Consider the following 23,305-nt stretch of genomic DNA (forward strand, 5'->3'; position numbering starts at 1 on the left):
GCGTCGGCGACGTCAGGAGGCGGCGCTCCCGTCCCCGCCGGCCAGGACGCCGGTGAGCCCGGTGAGGTCGAGCAGCCGCCGGGCCGACCCGCCGGGCGGCAGCACGACCTCGAGGTGGCCGCCCGCCGTCCGGACGGCCTCGAGCAGCAGGCCGGCGCCGACGCTCGCCACGAAGCCCAGCCGGGTGAGGTCCAGCAGGAGCGGCCGGTCGTCGGCGACCTCGGCGAGCAGCGCCGCCCGGACCTCCGTGACGCCGGCGAGGTCCAGGTCGCCGGCCAGCTCCAGCCGGCGGCCGTACGGCTCGTCCCCGGCCCGCAGGACCACGGGGGCGCCCGCCACCGCGGCGGACCCCGGGGCCGGCGGCGGCACCGGGCCCGGTGCCGCCAGCCGGAACCGCAGAGCGGTGCCGCCCGGGCCGGGGAGGACGTCGACACCGCCGGCGAGCGCCGCGATCATGTCCAGCCCGCGGCCGCGGAAGCCCCGGTCGGCGGCCGCCGGCTGCCAGGTGCCGCCGTCGGTGACGGTGGCCGCCACCCCGCCGTCGGGGTCGGCGACGAGCTCGACCAGCACGCGGCCCGGCTCGGTCGCGTCGCGGTAGGCGTGCTCGACGGCGTTGGCCGCGGCCTCCCCGACCGCCAGCTGCAGGTCCTCGGTGGTGTCGGGGGACAGGGCGGCCTCGCGCGCCCACCGGGACACCTCCCGCCGCAGCCGCGCCAGCTGCAGGGGTTCGGCGGGCAGCTCGAGGCGCAGGGAGGCGGGGTGCACCCGGGCGGCGAGCACGGCGACGTCGTCGTCGGCGCCGTGGCCGCCGCCGAGCAGGTCGGTGAGGACGCCGTCGACCAGCGCCGGCAACGGCGCCGTCGCCCGGGCCCCGGCCGCCGCCGCCAGCCGCGCGAGGCCCTCGTCGAGCAGGCTGCCGCGCCGCTCGACCAGCCCGTCGGTGTAGAGCAGGAGGGTGGCGCCGGCGGGCAGGACGCTGACCGTCTCCGGGCGCCGGCCGGTGCCGGCCACGCCGAGCGCCGGGCCGTGCCCGCCGTCGAGCAGCACGGCCGACCCGTCGGGGGCGACCAGCAGCGGCGGGGGGTGGCCGGCGGTGCTGGCGGTCAGCCGGCCGGTGGCTGGGTCGAGGACCAGGCAGGCGACGGTGGCCAGCGCGGCGCCGTCGATCCGCCCGGCGAAGCCGTCGAGGAGCTCCAGCGCCCGCGCCGGCCCCTCCCCGGTGAGCAGCACGCCGGACAGCGCGCTGGACAGCCGGCCCATCACCGCCGCCGCCGAGGCACCGTGGCCGACCACGTCGCCGACGACCAGCGCCGTCCGGCCGCCGGGCACGGGCACCACCTCGTGCCAGTCGCCGCCGGCGGACGTGCCCGTCACCGCGGGGAGGTAGCGGGCGGTCACGCCCAGCCGGTCGGAGGTGGGCAGGCGGGCGGGCAGCAGGCTGCGCTGGAGGGTGTCGGCCACCTCCCGGCGCACGTCGGCCAGCGCGGCCCGCTCCAGCGCCCCGGCGACCTGTCCGGCGACGGTGAGCAGGAACGCGCGCTCGGCGGCGTCGAAGGCCCGCGGCCGGTCGAAGACCACCGCAACCGCGCCGACCAGGCGGGGACCGGCCAGCAGCGGCAGCGACGCCGTCGCCTGGGTCTCCGGCCGCAGGAACGGCGCCATCTCCGGGTAGCCGGACACCAGGGCCTCGCGGTCGGGCAGCCACACCGGGCGGCGGGTGCGGGCGGCCTCGGCCAGCGGGGCCGGCGCGGACAGCCGGATGGTGCTGAACCCGGCGGTCCACCCGGGGGAGTCGCCGTGGACGTCGACGGTGTGCAGCAGGCCGTCCTCGCCGAGGGCGCACACCGCGACCACCGCCGCGCCCAGCGACTCGTGCAGGCGCGCGGTGAGCTCGGCACCGGCCTCCGCGGCGGTGCCGGCGGCGGCCAGGGCCACGGCGAGGTCGTGCAGCTGGCGCTGCCGCTCGGCCAGCCGCTCGGCGGCCACCGTCGTCGCGACCAGCCGGCCGAGGTCGCCGGCGAGCGCCCGGTCCGCGTCGTCGAAGCGGCGGCCGGGGTCCGCGACGGCCAGGGACAGCAGCCCGACCCGCTCCCCGCCGGTCACCAGCGGCACCACCAGGCGGGGGCCGACCGGCAGCGGGTCGGCGGGCAGCCGGAGCGGCGAGCGCCCGGTGGCCTCGTCCCGCAGCGCCTCGGTCACCGTGCCGACGACGAACGGCTGCCCGGCCTCCACGGACGGGCGCAGCTCCTCGGGCACGACGAGCAGCGGCACGCCCGTGAGTCCCCGCGCCGCGTCGGCGGGGGCGGCGGCGACGACGCTGTGGCGGTCGTCGTCGCCGCGCAGCCAGACCAGGGCCCGGTCGGCCAGCTCCTCGACGGCGAGGGCGGCCACCGCGGCCAGCCGGTCCTCCACCGCCCCCGGGGCGGCCAGCGCCTGGCCGGCGGCCGCCAGCAGCCCCGCGGCCCGCTCCCGGCGCCGGGCCTCGGTGACGTCGAACAGGACCGCGTGCAGCGTGCGGGCGGTGCCGTCCTCGTCCCGGGCGACGTGGCCGAGGTGCTGCAGCCACACCCACCGGCCGTCGGCGGTGCACACCCGGTAGGTCAGCGTGAAGTCCACCGCGCCCGCGTCGACCTCGCGGCGCACCCGGTCCAGCACCGCGTCGTGGTCGTCGGGGTGCAGGATCCGCGACCACAGCCCCTCGTCGGCCAGCCACCGCGAGGCCGGGTAGCCGAGCAGCTCCTCGGCCCGCTCGTTGACGAAGGTCAGCCGCAGCGTGGCCGGGTCGCGCTCCCACACGACCGCGTTGAGGCCGGCGACGGTCGCCTGCAGCCGGGCCACGCTCGCCTCCGCGGCCCGCCGGGCGATCTGCTCCGCGATCCGGCGGGCGGCCTGCGCGGCCAGGGCGGTCTCGGTGGCGCGCCGCTCGGTGACGTCCAGGACGCTGCCGCGGACCAGCCGCCGGTCGGGGTCGGGCAGCCGCAGCAGGGTGACCTCGCACGGGACGTCGGTGCCGTCGGCGCGGCGGTGGGTCCAGTCGAAGCGGGGCCGCTCGCCGGCCAGCGCCCGGTCGAGCTGCGCCGCCGCCGCCTCCCGCGAGGACCGCCCGTCGGGCTGCTCCGGCGGGCTGACCTCGACCGGCCCCACCTGCAGCAGCTCCGCCCGGCTCATGCCGAACAGCTCCTCGGCGGCCCGGTTGACCGTGACGAACCGGCCCGCGTCGAGGTCGAGGATCACGACGGCGTCCGGGGCGTACTCGACCAGCGCCCGGTACCGCCGCAGCTCCGCGCCGTCGGCGCGGTGCGCTGCGTCGTCAGGATGGTGCGGCGCGTCGGACGCGTGCACGGCGTCTCCCGTCGGTCGGGTGCCCGCCCCCCGTCTGAGCCGCTCCCCGGGATTCTGCCCCGCGCGACGCCGTCTGCGAACCCCCTGGTGGGGACCTCGGTCCCGGTGGGGCTCCCGGGGGGCCGCCCCGCGACGGGACGCGGTCCCCGTCAGCAGCAGGAGGGCTCCCGCCCGCGGTCCCGGGGCGACGACGCCGGGCCGGGGTCCGTGCCCGCGGTCACGACGTCGCCCCGGCCAGGACCGTCTCCCGGTCGCGGAGGGGTGGCGCCGTCGCGTCCCGCAGCTGCGCAGCCCGGCTGCGGGCGAGCTGCCACGCACCGGGGACGGCCCAGAAGGTCCAGCCGATGTAGACGAACTGGAGGGGCAGTCGCAGCCACGGGTGCGAGGCGCCGGGGAGGCCCTCGATCCGGACGCCCGCCGCGGCGACGTAGACGTTGGCGGGGAACACGGCGACCAGGTACGCCGCGAGGGCGAGAGCCACCTCCTGGCGCCGGCGGTGGGGTGCCGCCAGGCCCACGCCGAACAGCACCTCGAGCAGCCCGGTCCAGAGGATCACCCGCTCCCGCGCGGGCACGAACTCCGGCAGGTGCTGCACGAAGGGCTCGGGCTTCACGACGTGGGTGACCCCCGAGAAGGCCATCGCGGTGGCCATCGCCACCCGCGCAGCGTCCGGCGGCGGGCGGCGGCGGTGCAGGCGCGAGGGGAGCAGCCGGGCGAGGGCGTAGGTCCCGACCAGCACGACGAGGAGCACCATCGCTGGACCTCCCGGTCCGTTCTCCGGGTGACCGTTCCCTAGGGGACCGGGGACGGCGGCGGTGAGGAGCCGGCCGGTCGCAGCAGGCGCTCGACCGCGTCGTCCCACGCCACGGGGAGCTCGTCGCCGCGGACCGTCCACGACTCGAACCGCGTGGGCCTCATGTGCGGGCGCAGCGTCGCCATGACCGCCGCGTGCGGCATCTCCCGCGCGAAGCGGCCGAGCGCCGCGTCGTCGGTCCACGCGGACAGGGTCCAGAACGTCCTGGCGAGCGGCTGGGCCCGCAGGCTGTAACCGACGAGTCCCTCGGTGCGCTCGAGCTGACGGACGACCGCGACGGTCAGCCCCAGGAACCGCGGGACCTGGGCGAACGACCGGAGCGGCAGCCGGCTGGCCAGCACCAGGTACTCGTCACCCGGGACCGGGGAGAGGCGGCGACGCCACGGCACGGTGGGCACGTCAGGCCTCCGGGTGTGCGGACGCCGGGGGAGCAGGGGTGCGCACCGGGCGGGCCAGGCGCTCGTAGCGCGGGCGGAGCGCGAGCCGGTACAGGACCCGGAGCAGCAGCGGCTGAGCGGCCAGCAGTTCCGCGCGCTCGGCCGGGGTCGCGTGGTCGAGCACCCACGGCCCGGCGAACACGACGGCGCGCGCGCCGACGACCTTCCACGCGGCCTCGCCCAGGGCCGTGAACTCCTCGGCCGTGAACTCCCGCTGGTACCGGGAGAAGGCGACGTCCTCCTCGTGGGGGAGGTGCACACCGAGGATCTCCTGCAGCGCCTCCGCGGCACGGACCGCCTCCTCCAGGTCCCGTTCCCAGCTGCCGCCCCCGGCTGCGGCGGGCAGTGCCTGGAGGCTCTGGCCCATGACCGCCAGGCGATCGGCCAGCACCCGGTGTTCTCCCTCCAGTTCGCCGTCCGCATCGGCGAAGGTCGGGTCCCGCTCCAGCAGCGCGGGATAGACGACCGCCTCCTCGGCGGTGTGGTGGTCGTGGATGGCGCCCTCGTACCTCGCGTACCAGGCGGCCAGCGCGGACAGCCGGTCCGCGTCGGCCGGGCGGGCCGAGGCGACGAGCGTCCGCAGCCGCTCCGCGTCCGTGCGCATCGCACGGTGCTCCAGGTAGCTGGGGCGGAGGTCCGGCCGGGTGTCGGCGGTCATGGGAGGCCCCGTCTCTCCCCCGTGGACGACCTGCTGCACGTCAGGGATTGCCGCGTGCCCACCCTGCCAGCGGGGCGTGGCGCGCGGAACCGACTTTGGACTCTGACCACGCGTGCTGCGGTGCGCGAGCCGGCGGGACGGGGAGGCCGAGGGCCGGCCCGGGTCGTCCCGGGTGACCGGGGTCGGCATCGGGTGCGGCGACCACACCGGTACCCACCGCGCGAGGTCCCGCCTACCCTGCGGTCGTCGATCGGCCGAGCAGGAGGTCCCGCCGTGATGGTCGGCCGCACCACGAGCCGGCGGGTCGTCGAGCCGCCGGGACCCACCGACAGGAGCGGCCGGAGGCTCGGGCTGGCCACCGCCGGCATGCTCCTGCTCGACGGCGTCGGCGGCGGCCTCGCCGTGGCGTCCGGCTGGAACACCCCGGCCGAGGCCTGGAGCGGACGGGCCGTCGCCGCCGCGCCCGCTCCGGTGATGGTCGCGCAGGCCGCACTCGCCGCCGCGGCGGTCCGCCGGCCCGGCCGGCGGGGGGCCGCGGCGGCCGGACTGCTCGCCGCCGTGTGCCTGCTCAGCAGCCTCTCCGGCTTCTTCGACGGTCAGCTCGGGAGACCGGGGCTGCCCCGCCACCTCCTCGGTGTGCAGCTCCTGCTGGTCGGGGTGACCTCGGGCGTCGGGGCGCTCGCGGCGGTCCGGGCCCGCCGTCTGCTCCGCAGCCCGGGGTGACCCGGAGGTGGCCGCCCGTGACCGTCTCTGGCTGAGGAGTGAGGCGGTGCGACGCTTCTCGCGACTGCGGTGATCACCTGCGCTGAGCGCAGGGCGAGGACACCAGAGGGGCGGGTGACCGCTCGTGCTGGTCACCGGCTCCTGGAGTGTGTCGGGTGGATCTTTGTCGTAGTACATCGCTAACGCGTGCGGGTGCGGGCGGAGGCGGATGGGGTCGATCCCGTTCTCGCTCGTACGCGATCAGGTCGGGCGTGCAGACCCCAGCCCTCGGTCGCCTCGACGGTCGTGCCGGTGACGATGCCGACGCGAGCCACGTTCCGGAGGAACCGCATCAGGCGGCCGCGGTGCCGGCTGAGAGCCGATCACGCAAGGGCAGCTCTGAGGAGAGCCGCCTGTCAGGAGCGGGGCGGGACCCGCCCGAGCAGGCGGGGCGTTCAGGGCGGACGGCGCAGCGACGTCAGTCCGCCCGGCGGATCACCAGGTCCACGTGCTCCACGTGGGCGTCCTCCGTGTAGAGGCCGACGTGCCCACCTCGATAGGGCCGCTCGCGGTCGACGAACCTGGTCAAAAACTGACCGTCACCCCACACCTCGATCGTGTCGCCGGTGTGTCGGACCCGGGCGGTGTGCCAGTCCCCGACACCGAACGTGGGGCTGGAGCCGGTGGCGAGGAAGCGCTGGGCGCCCGGGTATGCGGGGTCTGCTTTGCCGAGCTCCCACCCGTTGGGCTTGAGGACGAGGTAGTAGAAGTGCTCGTCGTCGGAGTGACCCCACAACAACCACGGCACCTCCCACGTGTTCGGGTCCGGAACGCGGAGCTGCTCGACGGTCCGCTGCCGAACGGTCACGTCGACGGCCGAGTACTCCTGGACCGTGACGGCGAGCGCCGCATGGGTCTCCTCCTCCGACGTCGCGGCCATCGGGCGCTGCGAGAGCGCCACCGGCTGACCGCCACGGAGCAGGACGGTTCCGTAGCCGTCGTACACCGACTGCCAGGCGCCGTGCCGGCTGCCGTCCACCCAGGGATCGTCGGTCGCGATCCCGGTGAACGGTTCGGCGAGGAGGACGTCGTCCTGCGCGGCGCTCGCGCCGTCCACCGGGTCCTCGGCCCACCGGTCCACGGTCTCCAGTGTGGCGGTGCCGCCCCTGGCGACGTCCCGCACGGGATCGACGGCGCCGGCACAGCTGGAGAGGGCCGGTGCGAGGAGCAGGGAGGCGGCGACGGCTGCACCGGTCGCTCGGGACACACGCATGCAGGAGCTCCGATGTGACGGCGAGGACCCCGGTGTACGACGGGCCACGGACGGCAGGGCTCCGGTGCCGGGGCCGGGAGGTTCGGGCGAGGGTCGAGCGGACGGTCGCCACGCAATGTAGCCGCTTGGTCACATGCATTGGTCTCCGACTCGCTCGGCAGGACGCGATCGCGCGTGCGGTGTCCGAGACGTCCCGTGGAGCGACAGGGCGTCGAAGAGCAGTCGCGATCAGTCACCACTCGCAGGACATCTCCTGTCTTCCTGCGCGGTGCCATTGATCGATTACTCCGTGTGCAGAAGGAGAATGGCTGGTACCCCTGTACGCAATGCACGTCGACTGCTTCTATTTCTGCACTGTCCCAACCGCCACACTCATCAGGACGTGGTGGAGGCGTTCCGGGGTCGGGACCCTGTGGTGACGGCCGAGGACGCGAACGGGGAGTGGTCGTCGCATGGTCGACACGGACGACGGGACGCCGCGACCCAGGATCCTCGTCCGGTGGTTCCTCGCACTCGTCGTGTGCGCAGCGTTCTTCTCGTCCGCCGTCCTGGTGGGCCTGTCCACGGCCGTCCCGGTCGCACCGGCCGGGCCGCATCGCGCGGACCTCTCCGGGCTGGAGTTCCCGTCGAGTGCCGTGCGGGCCCCGCTCGCGCCGTCGGGAACGGCGTCCTCGCTCGTCCTCTACGACGACACGGGTGAGTTCCTGCCGCTGTCCCAGCTGTACGGCACGCTCGCGGCCGCGCTCGCCTCCCACTTCGGCACACCGCACGTGCACGGCATCTCGACCTACGCGCCGGGTGAGATGGGCACCTACCGCGGGGTGGTCTACCTCGGTACCAACGCCGACCAGGTGCTCCCGCCCTCCTTCGTCGCCGACGTGCGGAACGGCGGTACCCCGGTGCTCTGGCTGGGCGCCAACCTCGACGAGCTACCGGCCGCGTCGGCCGACCTGCGCCAGGCCCTGGGGATGACGTGGCTGCCCGCTGATCCGCACCCGGCGCCGCGCGTCGCCTACAAGGGCGCCGAGCTCTCCCGCCCCGCCGACGCCGGTGCTCCCGCCGGTGTCACCGTGACCGATCCCGCGCGGGTGCAGGTCCTGGCCGAGACGGTCCACGAAGACGGGAGCAGGACCCCCTGGGCGGTGCGGTCGGGTGCTCTCATCTACGTCGCCGAGGTCGCCCTGGACCCCGCCGGGGAGAGCGGGGACCGCTACCTCGTCGTCTGTGACCTCTTCTTCGACCTGCTCCGGCCGGACACCACTACCCGGCACCGCGCCCTCGTGCGTCTGGAGGACGTCAACCCCCTGTCCGATCCCGGAGAGCTCCGCCGCCAGGCCGACGCACTGGACCGCGCCGGCGTGCCCTTCAGCTTCGCCCTCTACCCAGTGGCCGTGGATGGGCTGGAAGCCGAGCCACGTCGTACGGTGAGGCTGTCCGAGCGGCCGGACGTGGTCGAGGCGGTCGCCTACATGATCCAGCGCGGCGGCACGATGGTGCTCCACGGGTACACCCACCAGTTCGGCGCCCAGCGGAACCCGGACACCGGCGGGAGCGGCGCGGACTTCGAGTTCTTCCGGGTCGACCGCACGCCAGACGGCGCGCTGGTCTACCAGGGGCCGGTCCCGGGGGACTCACCCGCGTGGGCCACCGATCGCCTCGAGTCGGCCATCGCCGAGGTCACCGGCACCGGTCTGCCGAGGCCGCGGGTGTTCGAGTTCCCCCATTACGCCGCATCATCGGCCTCGTACGAAGCGGCCGGACGGCTCTTCGACGCACGCTACGACCGTCCCTATTACCTGTCAGGCGGGTGGCGGGCAGGTCCGATGAACGACTTCCTCTTCGCTCAGTACGCGCCCTACGTCGTACGCGACGGCTACGGGAGCACGGTCATCCCGGAGAACCTCGGCTTCGTCGAGGGACCTCCGGTCCCCGTCGGCGGGCCTGGGTCGATGCAGGCCATCGTGGACGGTGCACGATCCAACCTCGTCGTCCGGGACGGCGTCGCGAGCTTCTTCTACCACCCCTACCTGGGCACCGAGCGGCTGGAGTGGATCATCGACCGGTTCCAGGAGCTCGGCTACGAGTTCGTCCCCCCGGGAGAGCTGTGACGTCCGCCCCTGCGCCCACCCGTCACAGGTCCGCCGACGGTCCCGCCGCGTGGGGGAGGACCGATGGGTGACTGGGCGTTCTGGCTCGCGCGCTGGGCCCTTGCGACCGCCGGCGCTGCCTTCCTCTGCTACCTGCTCGTGCTCGTCTGCCTCGTCGTGGCCAGCCGGTACCTCCACCCCCGGCCCCGGCATCTCCCGTTCCCGCGGGCCCGGAGGCGTGCGCGCGGTTCCGGGGTGGGGAGCCGGTGACGATGACCGGTCTCCTCCTCCTGGCGGCATCGGCAGCGGTGATCTGCAGCCTCACCTACGCCCTGGGGATGTACCTGGAGAGCGGGGTCGTGCCCCTGCGACTCCAGCGATCAGGGTTCGACGCCCCCTTCTTCGTGTTCCTGGTCCCGTGCCTGGACGAGGAGGAGGTGCTGGCCGGCACCCTCCAGCGTCTGACCTCCCTGCCGCTGCAGGACTTCCTCGTCCTCGTCATCGACGACGGCTCGACGGACGCCACCGCCGAGATCGCCCGGTCGTACCCGGACCGCCGCGTGCACGTCCTGCGGCGTACGCCGCCGAACGCCCGACAGGGGAAGGGGGCAGCCCTCAACGCCGCGGTGGACCACCTGCTGACGACGGACCTGGTGAACCGCGCTCCGGACCAGGTCGTCGTCGGCCTCCTCGACGCCGACGGCCGTCTCGACCAGCACGCCCTGGAGGCCGTCGTCCCCTACTTCGCCGATCCCAGGGTGGGCGGAGTGCAGGTCGCCGTCCGCATCGACAACCGGCGCGCGGGGGTGCTCACCCGCCTGCAGGACATGGAGTTCGTCACCTACACGTCGATCTTCCAGGTGGCCCACAACCGGCTCGGTATCGCCGGGCTGGGCGGCAACGGCCAGTTCACCCGGCTGTCCGCGCTGACGAGCCTGGGTCGTGCGCCGTGGTCCGACGTCCTCACCGAGGACCTCGACCTGGGCGTGCGCCTGCAGCTGGCCGGCTGGTGGACGATGCACTGCCCGATCGTCGCCGTCCACCAGCAGGGACTGACGAGCCTGCGCCGGCTGGTCCGGCAGCGGTCCCGCTGGTTCCAGGGCAACCTGCAGGCCTGGCGCCTGGTCCCGCAGGTGCTGCGGCACTCGTCCGGGCGGGTGGCCGCCGAGATCCTGCACACCATCCTGATGCCGGTCCTCATCCTGGTCAGCTCGCTGATGGTCCTGTCGCTCGTCGCCTCGGTCGTGGGCCTCGCGGCCTCGCCGCTGGCACGGGCGCAACTGCTCCAATGGCCGGTGCTCCTGTCCTGGTACGTGCTGACCTTCCTGCCCGGCGTCCTCTTCGCCCACGTGTACCGGCGTCGAGGCGATCGGATCCGTCGGTGGCGTGTCGTCCTCTACGGGCACGTGTTCGTGCTCTTCGGCCTGTTGTGGATGGCTGCGGGCTGGTGGGCGGTCCTCCGGGTGCTGCGGGGCCGCCGCTCGTGGTTCAAGACCGAGCGCCTGCCCGACCGCGGCAAGCCCGGCTACGCCCGGGCCGGGTCGGACGGCGTCGTCGTCTCCTTCCCCGGCAAAGAGGGCACCGGTGCCCGGCCCGCCTCCACCGGCCGGGGGGCCTGACGCGGTGGGCACCGGCCGCAGAGGGCTTGCCCGAGCACTGATCGGCAGCCTGCTCGTGTGTGCCCTTCTCCCCGCGTGCGGCAACGGCGACGTCCCCCCCGATGCAGGTGCCACCGATCCCGTCGTCTGCGACCCCTGGCATCAGTCGGACCGGTGCGGCGGGTGGCGGCTGGCCTTCGACGGCTACGGCACCGCCAGCGGCGTACAGCGCGCGGACGGCTGGCGGTACCGGCTGGCGCCTCGAGCCGTCGACCACGAGAGCGACACGGCAGCTGCGTTGGCGCTGAGCGAGCAGGAGTTCGAGGACGTCGAGGTCTCGGTGCGGCTGAGGACGCGCGAGCAGCTGCGCCGGTCTGGGGGAAACCCCTGGGAGGTCGCTTGGCTGGTGTGGCACCACACCGACAACGAGCACTTCTACTACCTCACCCTGAAGCCCAACGGGTGGGAGATCGGAAAGGCCGACCCTGCGTTCGCTGGCTCGCAGCAGTTCCTCGCGACCGGTACGGCCCCGACGTTCCCGGTGGGGCCCTGGTACGAGGTGACGGTCCGGCAGGTGGGCGCCGAGATGGAGGTCACCGTCGACGGGGTGCTGCTGGCCCGGGTCGTGGACCCCGGCGAGCCGTACAGGGGCGGGTCCGTCGGGCTCTACACCGAGGACGCCGCCGTCGAGTTCGAGGACATCCAACTCACCGCCGTCTAGGTCACTCGACCGCCCGGAGGTAGGACATGAAGCACGTGATGGTCGTCTACGGCACGCGTCCGGAGGCGGTGAAGATGGCGCCCGTCGTCCGCGGGCTCGACGACGACCCGGATCTGAGCGCCTCGGTGGTGCTCACCGGCCAGCACCGGTCGATGCTCGACCAAGTCAACGAACTGTTCGACATCACCGCCGAGCACGACCTGGACATCATCGAGCCCCGACAGACCCTCGAGGGGATCACCGTGCGGGCGCTGGCGGGCCTCGTCCCCCTGATCCACGACCGGCAGCCCGATGCCGTCCTGGTGCAAGGGGACACGACCACGACGCTCGCCGCAGCACTCGCCGCCTTCTACGAGCGGGTCCCCGTCGTGCACCTGGAGGCGGGTCTGCGCACCGGCGACGTCACCTCCCCCTTCCCCGAGGAGATGAACCGGCGACTGACCACCCAGTTGGCCACGCTGCACCTCGCGCCGACGGAGGCCAGCCGCGCCAACCTGCTTCGAGAGGGGGTGGACGCAGGGCGCATCGTCGTCACCGGCAACACCGTCATCGACGCACTCATCGACGTCGTGGGCCGCAGCCGCTCCTACGCCGAGCCGGCCCTGGCAGCCCTGGACGAGGACGACCGGCCGGTCCTGCTGGTCACCTCCCACCGCCGCGAGTCCTGGGGCGAGCCGATGCGCGGCGTCGGCCGGGCGGTCGCGACCATCGCCCGGCGCCACCCGGAGCTGCGGGTCGTGCTGCCGGTGCACCGCAACCCCGTGGTGCGGGAGGCGTTGCTGCCACATCTCGAGCACCTGCCGAACGTGCTCGTCGTCGAACCGCTGGCCTACGGGGACTTCGCCCGGCTCATGGCCCGCGCCACGCTCGTCCTCACCGACAGCGGGGGCGTCCAGGAGGAGGCGCCCAGCCTCGGCAAGCCGGTGCTCGTCCTGCGGGACAACACAGAGCGGCCGGAGGCTGTGGAGGCGGGCACGGTCCGGCTCGTGGGCACCGATCCCGGTGTCCTCGTCCCCGCCACGGAGGAGCTGCTCACCGACCCTGCCGCCCACGCGGCGATGGCTCGTGCGGTCAACCCCTACGGGGACGGCGCTGCCGCCGGCCGCTGCGTCCAGGCGGTGCGCCACCTGTTCGGGCTGGGGCCCGCCGCGGAGGAGTTCCGACCCCGGGTCCTGACTGTCGGAGCGGTCTGACGGGGTCCGCCGGTCCTCCGCACGGGCCGGCGCCGGTGACTCCTGCGGTCCGGCACGACCCCTTCCCTGGTCGGTACGAGGCGTGCGAGCCGGGCCGCTGCGGGAGACGTCCTCCCCGGCGGCGCCGTCGAGCCCGCGCGGTGTGCACTGCCAGCCCGGCCGGGTGGTGACCTGCACCGGGAGCCATGTCGAGCACGAGAAGGGCCGGTGACCTGTTCGTCCAGGTCACCGGCCCCTGTCGTGTGCCGGGACGGATCAGATGTCGTAGTACATGGCGAACTCGTGCGGGTGCGGGCGGAGGCGGATCGGGTCGATCTCGTTCTCCCGCTTGTACTCGATCCACGTCTCGATCAGGTCGGGCGTGAAGACGCCGCCGTCGATCAGGTACTCGTGGTCGACCTCGAGCCGGTCGAGGACGGCGTCCAGCGACGCCGGGACCTTCTCGATGCCCAGGGCCTCCTCGGGCGGCAGCTCGTAGAGGTCCTTGTCCACCGGCGCCGGCGGCTCGATCTTGTTCTTGATGCCGTCGAGGCCGGCCATGAGCATCGCCGAGAAGGCGAGGTAGGGGTTGGCCGACGGGTCGGGCACGCGGAACTCGATGCGCTTGGCCTTCGGGTTGTCGCCCGAGATCGGGATGCGGCAGCAGGCCGAGCGGTTGCGGGCCGAGTAGACGAGGTTGATCGGCGCCTCGTAGCCCGGCACCAGGCGGTGGTAGCTGTTCACCGTCGGGTTGGTGAAGGCCAGCAGCGACGGGGCGTGGGCCAGCAGGCCGCCGATGTAGTGGCGGGCGGTGTCGGACAGGCCCGCGTAGCCGGTCTCGGCGTGGAAGAGCGGCTCGCCGTCCTTCCAGAGGCTCTGGTGGCAGTGCATGCCCGAGCCGTTGTCGCCGAACAGCGGCTTGGGCATGAAGGTGACGGTCTTGCCGTGCGCCCAGGCGGTGTTCTTGATGACGTACTTGAACAGCATCAGGCTGTCGGCGGCGCGCAGCAGGGTGTCGAACTTGTAGTTGATCTCGGCCTGACCACCGGTGCCGACCTCGTGGTGACCGCGCTCGAGCTCGAGGCCCACGCCGGTGAGGTTGGACATCATCGTGGCGCGCAGGTCGCTGTAGTGGTCGAAGGGCTCGACCGGGAAGTAGCCGCCCTTGGCGCGGGTCTTGTAGCCCAGGTTGGGGCCGCCGTTCTCGCCGGTCAGGGCGCCCGAGTTCCAGGAGCCCTCGACCGAGTCGATGTGGTAGTAGCCCTCGTTGATGCCGGTCGAGTGCCGGATCGAGTCGAAGATGTAGAACTCCGCCTCGGGGCCGAAGTAGGCGGTGTCGGCGATCCCGCTGCTGGCGAGGTACGCCTCGGCCTTCTTCGCCACGTTGCGCGGGTCGCGGCTGTAGGCCTCGCGCGTGATCGGGTCGTGGATGAAGAAGTTGACGTTCAGCGTCTTGTGCTTCCGGAACGGGTCGAGGAAGGCGCTGTTGGCGTCGGGCAGCAGCAGCATGTCCGACTCGTTGATCGCCTGGAACCCGCGGATCGACGACCCGTCGAAGCCGAGGCCGTCGGAGAAGGTGTCCTCACCGAACGTCGACGCCGGGATGGTGAAGTGCTGCATGACGCCGGGCAGGTCGCAGAAGCGCACGTCGACGTACTCGACGTCGTTGTCGCGGATGTAGGCGGCGACCTCGTCGGGACTGGTGAACATCGATCCTCCGGTGTGGGGCGGACAGCCGACTCGCAAGCTATGACCGGGGAGTTGCCCCGGGGTGTCCCGTCTGTTTCGGGGCGGTAACAACGGCTCCGGCGTGTCGCACCGGACGCCGTCGCGCGCGAGCGGCCGGGCGTGCGGCGGGCGGGTCCTACGCTGGTGGGCATGGTCAGGGACGCACAGCCACCCTCTCAGGAGCGCCGGCGGGGTGCGTCGCTGGGCCTGCCGGAGGGCGGGCCCGGGTCGCTGGCGCCGTTCGGCACCCGGGTGCTGGCGTTCCTGGTCGACGCCTTCCTCTCCGCCGTCGTCGCGGGCCTGTTCACCGCCCCGGACCTGCCGGGCAACTGGAGCCTGCTGTCGTTCGCGGTGGTCTACGTCGTGTTCCTCGTGGCGGTCGGGCAGACGCCGGGGATGCGGCTGCTGGGTCTGCGGCTGGCGCACCCGCACCCCGCGTCGCGGCTGGCGCCCTGGCGGGCCGTCGTCCGCACCGGGCTGCTCATGCTGCTGGTGCCGGCGCTGGTGGTCGACGCCGACGGCCGCGGCCTGCACGACCGCGTCACCGACACCGCCGTCGTCCTCGACAGGTGATCGTCCGCCGCGAGCGGCCGGCCGACGCCGCCGCCGTCGACGCGGTGCACCGGGCGGCGTTCCCCACCGACGTCGAGGCCCGGCTGGTGCGGGAGCTCCGCGCGGACGCGGGCTTCCTGTCGCACCTGTCGCTGGTCGCCGCCGACGGGGACGACGTCGTCGGGCACGTGGTCGCCACCCGCGGGTGGATCGACCCCCTCGACGCCCCGGCGCTGGGGTTGGGCCCGCTCGGCGTGCGGCCGGACCGGCAGGGGAGGGGCGTCGGGACGGTGCTGGTGCACGCGCTGGTCGCCGTCGCCGAGGCGGCGGGGGAGCGCCTGGTGGCGCTGCTCGGCGACCCGGCCTTCTACGCGCGGGCCGGCTTCGTGCGCGCCTCGGACCTGGGCGTCGAGCCGCCGGACCCCGCCTGGGGCGGGCACTTCCAGGCCCGCCGGCTGGCCGGTCCGGAGCAGCGCGGCACCTTCCGCTACGCGGAGCCCTTCGGCCGGCTGTGACGGCCTCCCCGCAGGGGCCCGCCGCGAGCGTGCGAGCGGTGGGGCGCGGGGAGGTCCTCCCTCAGCGGCGGCGGACCTGCCGCTGGCTGACGGTCATCTGCCGGCCGCCGGGCAGCGGGCCGCCGGGGACCGGCGGGCGCGCGCCGCCGAGCGCGGCCAGCCGCCGGCCGAGGGTGTTGACCTCACCGGCGGACAGGTTGCGGGGCAGCTTCATCACGTGGGCGCTGAGCTTGCGGAGGGGGACCTGCCCCTCCTCCTCGCCGACGGTGACGTCGTAGATGGGGGTGTCGCCGACGACGCGGGCGATGCGCTTCTTCTCCTGCGCCAGCAGGCCGCGGACGCGGACCGGCGAGCCCTCGCCGACCAGGATGACGCCCGGGCGGCCGAGCACCCGGTGCACCGCGTCCAGCTGGGCGGTGCCGGCGACCCCGGCGGACACCCGCCAGTCACCGCGCATGCCCTCCAGCACCCACGCGGCGGCGCCGGGCTGGCCCTCCACCTGGCGGTAGGCCGAGCCCTGCGCGCGGCGGCCGAAGACGATCATCGCCGCCAGCACGCCGAGGACGACCGCGATCGGCAGGAAGAGGAACGGCGCCCCGAACAGGATGGCCAGCAGCTCGACCACACCGGCCACCGCCACGAAGGCGATGAGCATGTACCACGGCAGCTTCGGGTCGTTCTTCCGCGTCAGCGAGTAGGCCTGCTTGATCATGCGGACCTGGTTGCCGACCTTCTTCAGCCGGCCGACCTTCGGCTCGCCGTCCTTGCCGGTCTTCGCGGGCTTGCCCGCCTTCCCCGCCGCGGTGGCACCGCCCGTGGACCGGCCGCGCCCCGCGGCGGGGCCCCGGCCGGCGTTGCCGGCGGGAGCGGGGGAGTCTGTGGGCTTGCTGCGTGCCATGTCCCCAGGATAGGGGCGTCGCGCAGCGGTCCCGGGGAGCCCGCGGGGCGGTCAGCCCCGAGTGGTGAGACCGCGGGCCTCGACGGCCTGCTGGTAGAGCCGCCCGGCCCGGTAGGAGCTGCGCACCAGCGGCCCGGCGAGCACGCCCGGGAAGCCGATCCTCTCCGCCTCCTGCTGGAAGCCGACGAACTCGTCGGGCTTGACCCAGCGGACCACGGGGTGGTGCCGCGGCGAGGGCCGCAGGTACTGGGTGATCGTCAGCAGGTCGCAGCCGGCCTCGTGCAGCGCGCGCATGGTCTCGACCACCTCGTCGGGCTCCTCACCCATGCCGAGGATGAGGTTGGACTTGGTGACCAGCCCGGCCTCGCGGGCGGCGGTGATCACCGCGAGGGACCGCTCGAAGCGGAAGCCGGGGCGGATGCGCTTGAAGATCCGCGGCACGGTCTCGACGTTGTGCGCCAGCACCTCGGGCCGGGAGGAGAACACCTCGGCCAGCTGGCCGGGGTCGGCGTTGAAGTCGGGGATGAGCAGCTCGACGCCACAGCCGGGGACGGCGGCGTGGATCTGGCGGACGGTCTCGGCGTAGAGCCACGCGCCGCCGTCGGGCAGGTCGTCGCGGGCGACGCCGGTGACGGTGGCGTACCGGAGCTGCATCGTCGCGACGCTCTCGGCGACGCGGCGGGGCTCGTCGGCGTCGAACTCGGCGGGCTTGCCGGTGTCGATCTGGCAGAAGTCGCAGCGCCGGGTGCACTGGTCGCCGCCGATGAGGAAGGTGGCCTCCCGGTCCTCCCAGCACTCGTAGATGTTGGGGCAGCCGGCCTCTTCGCAGACGGTGTGCAGGCCCTCGCGGCGGACCAGCGACTTGAGTTCGGTGTACTCCGGGCCGGTCTTCAGCCGGGTCTTGATCCACTCCGGCTTGCGCTCGATCGGGACCTGGCTGTTGCGCACCTCCAGGCGCAGCAGCTTGCGGCCCGAGGGACCGATCCGGGACGGCTCGGAGGTACTGGTCGTCACCGTCTCGCTCATGATCCCCACCGTACTCCCGGACGGCGATCGCCCCCGCCGCCTCGAGGGCAGCGGGGGCGATCGGCGTGCTGACGGCGGGCCGTCAGGCCTGGCCGGCGGCGGGCCCGGCGGTCGGGCCCTCGTCCGCCCCGCCGCCGCTGGTGAACGGCTCGGGAGCGGTCCGGGTCGGGTCGGTGGCGCCGGCGTCGTCGTCGCCGGCCACGTTCTGGGCATCGCGGATGCCCATGTCGGACTCGGGGGGCGCCGAGTCGCCGGCGACGAACATCGCGTCGGAGACGGTCTTGCCGGAGTCGTCGTTGCTCGGGGAGCTGGGCACGGGGTCCTCTCGGTAGCTGGGCACGGGCCCGTCGCCGGCGGGGGCCGGCGTCCACGGGTCCTCGGTCTTGCGGCGCAGGAACGAGAACGCCGCCGCGCCGACCGCCAGCGCGAGGAGCACCCACGGCCAGCGGCGCGGCTCGGATCCCGTACCCACCTTCCGCCTCGCCTGCGCAGCCTTCTTCGCGGTCTTCCGCGTGGCCTTCCGGCCGGCCTTCGTCGCCTTGCGGCCGGTCTGCGCGGCGCCGCCGACGAGCTCGGCCCGGCGGTGCTCGAGCTCGCCGAGCGCGGTGCCGACGCCGGCGACCAGGCTGTCGCGGGCGCTGCCCAGGGCCGGGACGACGGTGTCCCTCGCGGCGGCCACCCGGGGGGCGACCTCGGTGGCCAGCGCCTTGCGGGTGGCGGCCGAGGCGGCCTCCACCCGGGGCGCGAGGTCCGCGGCGGCCTTGGCGGCGGCGGCACCGGCGGCGGTCAGCGCCGAGGTGACCGCCGGGCCGGCGGACTCGCGGGCGGCGGCCACGCGCGGGGTCAGCGCGTCGACGGCCGCGTCGACGCGCTGACGGGCGGCGTCGAGGACGGGGTTGGCGGCCTCCCGGGCGGCCACGACGCGCGGGGTGAGCGCCACGACGGCGGCGTCGACGCGCTCGCGGGCGGCGTCGAGGACCGGGCTCGCGGCGCCGCGGGCGGCGTCCACCCGCGGGGCCAGGGCCTCGCGGGCCGCGGCGACGGCGAGCGCGGCCACCGGGACGGCGGCGGCGACCACGGCCGCGGCCGCCTCGCGCGCGGCGTCCACGCGGGGGGCCAGTTGCTCCGCGGCGGCCCGGCCGGCCTCCGTGACGGCGGCGCCGAGGTGACTGAGCCCCTCCTGGAGCTCGGCCCCGATGACCTGGCCGCGGGACTGTGTGACCTGGCCGCGGGACTGTGTGCGGGACACGGGATGCACCTCCGGGTTGATCGACTCCGGCCATCCTGCCCGCTCCGGCGGGAAGGCACATCCCCGGGCCGACCCGCCGCCGGGCCGGTCAGGACGCGCGCGTCCCCGGGGCGGCACGGTCCGCGCCGGCGGTCCGCAGCACGGTGCAGCCCGGCACGTCAGGAGGGTCGGCGTCGTCGGTCACGGCGACGACGCGGCCGCCGAGCGCGGTCACCAGCGCGACGGCGTGCGTCACCGCCGCGGCGGGCACGGCGCCGCCGGTGAGGTCGAGCCGCACGACGTCGGCGGGCAGTGCGCCGTCGCCGGCGTGGCCGAGGACCTGCAGGACGGTGCCGTCGACCGCCGTCCCCAGGCCGCGGGCGCGCAGCCCCGCCAGGAGGTCGGCCGCCGCGGGGAGCAGCGGGCCGGGCAGGTCGCGCGGCAGCACGCAGACCACCGACTCCGGCGGGACCCCCGCCCGCAGCAGCGCCGCGGCCAGGGAGTCGGCGGTGCGCGTGCCCGCGACGTCGGCGGGCGACAGCGTCGTCCAGACCGGGGGAGCGGCGTCCACGAGGCCGAGGAGGGGCAGGGCGCGCGTGAGGGCGGTCAGGTCGGCCGGGCGTCCGTCGGGCGTCCGCGCCTCCCGGGCGGCCGGGCGTCCCGACGGGTCGACCAGGGGCACGAGGACGACGTCGGCCGCGGCTGCGCCCTCGGGGTCCCGCGGCAGCGGCAGGGGGGTGGCGGGGTCGGCGGCGACCCCGCCACCCCCGGCCTTGGCGGCGTACATCCCGGCGTCGGCGGCCGCGAGCAGGCTCTCGATCGTCCGCCCGTCGCCGGGGGCGGTCGCCAGGCCGATGCTGGCGCCGACCCGGACGACCCGCCCGGCGACCGCCACCGGCTCGACGAGGACGCCGTGCAGCCGGGCGGCGCACTCCCGCGCCAGGACGGCGTCGGCGCCCGGCAGCAGGACGGCGAACTCGTCCCCGCCGAGCCGGGCCAGGACGTCGGACGGGCGGAGGGCCCCGCGCAGCCGCGCCCCGACGGTCCGCAGCAGGTCGTCGCCGGCGGCGTGGCCGAGGCCGTCGTTGACCGCCTTGAACCCGTCCAGGTCGAGCAGGAGCACGCCCGCGGGCCGGCCGGGGGCCAGGTGCGCGGCGGCGCGCTCGGCCAGCGCCCGCCGGTTGGCCAGGCCGGTCAGCTCGTCGGTGTGCGCCTGCCGGCGGACCTCGGTCAGCGCCCGCAGCTCCCGCAGGGTCAGCGCCGTGCGGGCGAGCGACGCGGCCAGGCAGCCCAGGGCGCACAGCTCCCCGAGCCCGGCGCCGGGCCGGCTCCACTCGACGCTCAGGACGAGCAGCGCCGCGACGTTGCAGCCGACCGGGATGCCCACCCAGCGCCAGCCCGTGCGGACCTGCGCGACCGGCTCGGGGGCGGCGGGCCGGGGGGCCGTGACGACCGCGACCACCGTGAGCGCCGCGTTGAGCACGCAGGCCAGGTCGCCCCAGCCGCCGGGGACGTAGGTGCCCCCGGCCTGGGCCGCGGCGATGAGCACGTCGGCGACCAGTTTCCCGGTCAGGACGGCGCAGAGCAGGAGGACGGTCCGGTCGACGCGGGCGCCCAGGACCGCGAACACCGCGCCGACGAGCGCGAGCAGCAGCAGGTCGGCCACCGGGTAGGCGAGGTTGGCGGCGACCGCCAGCGGGTCGTGCGCCGGGGAGGACAGCGTGGGCCCCAGCACCCAGGTCGCGGTGACCGCGGCGACCGCGAGCGCGCCGATCAGCCCGTCGAGCCAGCTCACCGCCGACGCCCGCGGCGCCCGGCTGCGGACGAGGAACAGGGGGACGGCGAACAGCGGCGGGTAGGCGGCCAGCCACCACGCGTCGGCCACCGAGGGGAATGGCGGCTGCGCCTGCGGGACCACGACCAGGACGTAGGTGAGGTTGCCGACCACGATCAGGCCCCACGCCACGGCCACCGCCTGCCAGGTGCGCCGCTCGGCGGGCGACCGGCCGCCGGTGCGCCAGCAGAGGAGGCCGGCCAGGACCGGGACGGCGTTGTAGAGGACGACGTCGTACAGCAGCGTCTCCGCCGGACCGCTGCGGGCCCGGTCCACGCCGGTGAGGTAGACGGCGACGAGGGCCGCCGTCAGCCAGACCACCGGGCGGCGGGTGCCGGTCCGCTGCCCCCGCGCGGCGACCACGGCGCCACCCCGCCACGGCGCCGGCCGGCCGGCGGCGGACCGGCTCGGCACCGTCTCAGTCCCGGACACGGGCGGTGGCGGCGCGGTGGGCGGCCAGCCAGCGCAGCAGGTCGGGGACCGGCATGGGCCGGGCGACGGCGTAGCCCTGGGCGACGTCGCAGCCCAGCGCCGCGAGCCGGGCGGCGGTGGTGAGGTCCTCGACGCCCTCGGCGACCAGGCTCAGGCCCAGGTCGTGGGCGAGCGCGACGGTGTGCCGCACGATCGCGGCGGCCCGCTCGTCGCGGTCGACGTCGGCGGTGAGGCTGCGGTCGAGCTTGAGCTCGTCGGCGGGCAGCCGGCGCAGGTAGGCCAGCGAGCTGTAGCCGGTGCCGTAGTCGTCGATGGAGGTGCGCACGCCCAGGCGGCGCAGTTCGCCGAGCACGGTGCGGCCGCGCTCGGGATCGGCCATGAGGGTGTCCTCGACCAGCTCCAGGGTCAGCGCCGCCGGGGGCAGCCCGCGCCGGGCCAGCTCCGCGGCGACCTTGCCGGGCAGGTCGAGGTCGGCGACGTTGGCCGCGGACAGGTTCACCGACACCGGCACCCGGTGCTCGTCCCACCAGCGGGCGACCGCGTCCAGGGAGCGCTCGAGCACGGTGTCGGTCAGCGGGCGCAGCAGGCCGGCCTGCTCGGCGGCGGGCAGCACCTGCGCGGGGCCGAGCAGCCCACGCCCGGGGTGGTGCCACCGCAGCAGCGCCTCGACGCCGACGGTGCGGCCGTCGTCCATGGCGACCTGCGGCTGCAGGTGGACGTCGAGCTGGTCCTCGGCCAGCGCGGTGCGCAGCTCCTCCATCGTGCGCAGCCGCTCGCCCGACCCGCTGGTCGGGTCGGGGACGTAGACGTGCACGCCGGCGCGCTCGGTCTTGGCCGCGTACATCGCCACGTCGGCGCAGCGCAGCAGCTCCTGGACGTCGTCGGCGGGGACCGGCGCGGTCGAGACGCCGATGCTCACGCCGACGTGCAGCCGGATGCCGTCGACCTCGAACGGCTGCCGCAGCAGGTCGTGCACGACGCCGGCGCGCTCGGCGGCGGTGTCCAGGTCGACGGCGGGCAGCAGGACGGCGAACTCGTCGCCGCCGAGCCGCGCGAGCACCTCGCCCGGCCGCAGCGCGGGGGTCACCCGCGGGCCGACCTGGCACAGCAGCTGGTCGCCGGCGCCGTGCCCGAGGCTGTCGTTGACCTCCTTGAACCCGTCGAGGTCCAGCAGCAGCAGCGCGGCGGGGGAGGTGGTCGTCGCCCCGGCGACGACGGTGCGGGCGCGCTCGAGCAGCGCGCGCCGGTTGGGCAGGCCGGTGAGCTCGTCGGTGCGCGCCTCCTGCCGGACCACCGCGAACGTCCGCACCTCGCGGAAGGTGACCGCGGTGCGGGCCAGCGCGGCGAGCACGCAGCCCACCGCCAGCCACCCGGCGCTGTCGGGCAGGTCGTCGCCGTAGCCGGCGGCGAGCACGGCGAGGGCGGCGAGCGTGCCGGCCAGCGGCAGCGCGACCAGCCGCCAGGTGATCCGCACGCCCTCCTGCCCGGCGGCGCGCCGCGGGTCGCCGGTGGTGCGCCACGCGGCGACGGCGGCCAGCAGCACGCCGGCCTGCCACACCAGCTCCAGCGGCCCGCCGTCGGCGTAGCGGCCCTCGGCGCTCAGCACGAACAGGGCGGCGTCGGCGACGCAGAACAGCGCGATGGCCCCGGCGATGCACAGCAGGGTGCGGTCCAGGTGCACGCCGAGGATGGCGCTGACGCCGACCAGCAGCGACAGCAGCAGCACGTCGGCACCGGGCCAGGCGAGCTGGGCGACCGAGACGTGGCTGCTGTCGGTGAGGTAGGGCCCGAGCAGGAACCCGGTGCCGACCGCCGTGGTGCCGAGCGCGGCGACGACGCCGTCGAGCCACATGCTGGGCAGGAACCGCGCGACGCGGGCGCGGATGAGCACGAACAGCGCGACGTAGAGGCTGCCGTAGGCGACGGCGACGCAGGTGTCGGCCACCGGGGACGGCGTGGTGCCCGCCTGGCCGGTCTCGAGGATGCGCGCGACGTTCCCGGCCGCGCCGACGACGAGCGAGGTGGCCAGCGCCCGCCAGGCGAGCGCCTCGCGGGGAGCCCGCCGGGCGGTCAGCCAGCAGGCGGCGCCGGCCGCCAGCCAGGACAGGTGGTAGAGGACGACGTCGTAGAGGACGTCCCAGGCGTGTCCGGGCGGGCGTGGGCCGACGCCGGTGGCGAAGAGGGCGGCGGCGAGCGCCGCGACCACCACGAGGGGGCCGCGGGGACCGGTCCCCGCACGCCGGAGGGACACCTGAGCGCGCCGCACGAGGACGACAACGGCTCGTCCG

Annotated in this window: 18 protein-coding genes; 7 read left to right on the forward strand and 11 right to left on the reverse strand. The window is 75.3% G+C overall.

Annotation, left to right across the window (positions count from 1 at the left end; all coding sequences use genetic code 11):
- Positions 1-12: 12 nt before the first annotated feature.
- The 4 genes from ACFO3M_RS13040 to ACFO3M_RS13055 form a co-directional block, all read right to left on the reverse strand.
- Entirely contained in the window at positions 13-3,342 is a 3,330-nt protein-coding gene (locus tag ACFO3M_RS13040) for a SpoIIE family protein phosphatase (protein WP_387989119.1), read from the reverse strand.
- 217 nt (positions 3,343-3,559) lie between these two features.
- A complete protein-coding gene (locus tag ACFO3M_RS13045) occupies positions 3,560-4,096 on the reverse strand; it encodes a DoxX family protein (protein WP_387989121.1) in 537 nt (178 codons plus the stop codon).
- A gap of 38 nt (positions 4,097-4,134) precedes the next feature.
- Entirely contained in the window at positions 4,135-4,554 is a 420-nt protein-coding gene (locus ACFO3M_RS13050; protein ID WP_387989123.1) for a hypothetical protein, read from the reverse strand.
- A 1-nt stretch (position 4,555) separates the two neighbouring features.
- Complete coding sequence (locus ACFO3M_RS13055) at positions 4,556-5,251, reverse strand: hemerythrin domain-containing protein (RefSeq protein WP_387989125.1); 696 nt, start codon at positions 5,249-5,251, stop codon at positions 4,556-4,558.
- A gap of 276 nt (positions 5,252-5,527) precedes the next feature.
- On the opposite strand from ACFO3M_RS13055, the gene ACFO3M_RS13060 reads away from it, so the two are divergent.
- The gene (locus ACFO3M_RS13060) at positions 5,528-5,974 is read left to right on the forward strand and encodes a hypothetical protein (RefSeq protein ID WP_387989127.1); all 447 of its coding nucleotides are present in this window, start codon (positions 5,528-5,530) and stop codon (positions 5,972-5,974) included.
- A gap of 457 nt (positions 5,975-6,431) precedes the next feature.
- On the opposite strand, the gene ACFO3M_RS13065 is transcribed toward ACFO3M_RS13060, so the two are convergent.
- Complete coding sequence (locus ACFO3M_RS13065; RefSeq protein WP_387989130.1) at positions 6,432-7,094, reverse strand: 3-keto-alpha-glucoside-1,2-lyase-like domain-containing protein; 663 nt, start codon at positions 7,092-7,094, stop codon at positions 6,432-6,434.
- Positions 7,095-7,678: 584 nt separating this feature from the next.
- On the opposite strand from ACFO3M_RS13065, the gene ACFO3M_RS13070 reads away from it, so the two are divergent.
- From ACFO3M_RS13070 to wecB, 4 genes are all read left to right on the forward strand, one after another.
- Positions 7,679-9,334 carry a DUF2334 domain-containing protein gene (locus ACFO3M_RS13070; protein ID WP_387989133.1) on the forward strand — a complete coding sequence of 552 codons (1,656 nt, stop codon included), beginning with the start codon at positions 7,679-7,681 and terminating at the stop codon, positions 9,332-9,334.
- Positions 9,335-9,585: 251 nt separating this feature from the next.
- Positions 9,586-10,932, forward strand: a complete 1,347-nt coding sequence (locus ACFO3M_RS13075; RefSeq protein WP_387989136.1) for a glycosyltransferase — start codon at positions 9,586-9,588, stop codon at positions 10,930-10,932.
- Between the two features lie 55 nt (positions 10,933-10,987).
- Positions 10,988-11,632 carry a 3-keto-alpha-glucoside-1,2-lyase-like domain-containing protein gene (locus tag ACFO3M_RS13080; protein WP_387989139.1) on the forward strand — a complete coding sequence of 215 codons (645 nt, stop codon included), beginning with the start codon at positions 10,988-10,990 and terminating at the stop codon, positions 11,630-11,632.
- A gap of 26 nt (positions 11,633-11,658) precedes the next feature.
- Positions 11,659-12,825: a non-hydrolyzing UDP-N-acetylglucosamine 2-epimerase gene (gene wecB, locus ACFO3M_RS13085; protein WP_387989142.1), complete on the forward strand. Its 1,167-nt coding sequence runs from the start codon at positions 11,659-11,661 to the stop codon at positions 12,823-12,825.
- Between the two features lie 255 nt (positions 12,826-13,080).
- Here wecB and glnA read toward each other — a convergent pair whose 3' ends face one another.
- Positions 13,081-14,514: a type I glutamate--ammonia ligase gene (gene glnA / locus ACFO3M_RS13090; RefSeq protein WP_387989145.1), complete on the reverse strand. Its 1,434-nt coding sequence runs from the start codon at positions 14,512-14,514 to the stop codon at positions 13,081-13,083.
- A 168-nt stretch (positions 14,515-14,682) separates the two neighbouring features.
- Here glnA and ACFO3M_RS13095 point away from each other — a divergent pair, with 168 nt between their 5' ends.
- Together ACFO3M_RS13095 and ACFO3M_RS13100 are read left to right on the forward strand one after the other, a co-directional pair.
- On the forward strand, positions 14,683-15,105 hold the full coding sequence (locus ACFO3M_RS13095) for an RDD family protein (protein WP_387989148.1): 423 nt from the start codon (positions 14,683-14,685) through the stop codon (positions 15,103-15,105).
- Entirely contained in the window at positions 15,102-15,599 is a 498-nt protein-coding gene (locus tag ACFO3M_RS13100; RefSeq protein ID WP_387989151.1) for a GNAT family N-acetyltransferase, read from the forward strand. The genes ACFO3M_RS13095 and ACFO3M_RS13100 overlap by 4 nt, the downstream gene beginning before the upstream one ends.
- A gap of 61 nt (positions 15,600-15,660) precedes the next feature.
- Here the strand turns inward: ACFO3M_RS13100 and ACFO3M_RS13105 are convergent, their stop codons facing one another.
- The 5 genes from ACFO3M_RS13105 to ACFO3M_RS13125 all read right to left on the reverse strand — a co-directional run bounded on the left by ACFO3M_RS13105 (position 15,661) and on the right by ACFO3M_RS13125 (position 23,226).
- Positions 15,661-16,497: a DUF4191 domain-containing protein gene (locus ACFO3M_RS13105; RefSeq protein ID WP_387989154.1), complete on the reverse strand. Its 837-nt coding sequence runs from the start codon at positions 16,495-16,497 to the stop codon at positions 15,661-15,663.
- A gap of 51 nt (positions 16,498-16,548) precedes the next feature.
- Complete coding sequence (gene lipA, locus ACFO3M_RS13110) at positions 16,549-17,523, reverse strand: lipoyl synthase (protein ID WP_387989157.1); 975 nt, start codon at positions 17,521-17,523, stop codon at positions 16,549-16,551.
- 82 nt (positions 17,524-17,605) lie between these two features.
- The gene (locus ACFO3M_RS13115; protein ID WP_387989160.1) at positions 17,606-18,772 is read right to left on the reverse strand and encodes a hypothetical protein; all 1,167 of its coding nucleotides are present in this window, start codon (positions 18,770-18,772) and stop codon (positions 17,606-17,608) included.
- Positions 18,773-18,860: 88 nt separating this feature from the next.
- On the reverse strand, positions 18,861-20,948 hold the full coding sequence (locus ACFO3M_RS13120; protein WP_387989163.1) for a GGDEF domain-containing protein: 2,088 nt from the start codon (positions 20,946-20,948) through the stop codon (positions 18,861-18,863).
- Positions 20,949-21,003: 55 nt separating this feature from the next.
- Positions 21,004-23,226, reverse strand: a complete 2,223-nt coding sequence (locus tag ACFO3M_RS13125; RefSeq protein WP_387989166.1) for a putative bifunctional diguanylate cyclase/phosphodiesterase — start codon at positions 23,224-23,226, stop codon at positions 21,004-21,006.
- Positions 23,227-23,305 lie beyond the last annotated feature (79 nt).

Source organism: Geodermatophilus arenarius (assembly GCF_042654585.1).
In the GTDB taxonomy this organism is placed as follows: domain Bacteria; phylum Actinomycetota; class Actinomycetes; order Mycobacteriales; family Geodermatophilaceae; genus Geodermatophilus; species Geodermatophilus arenarius.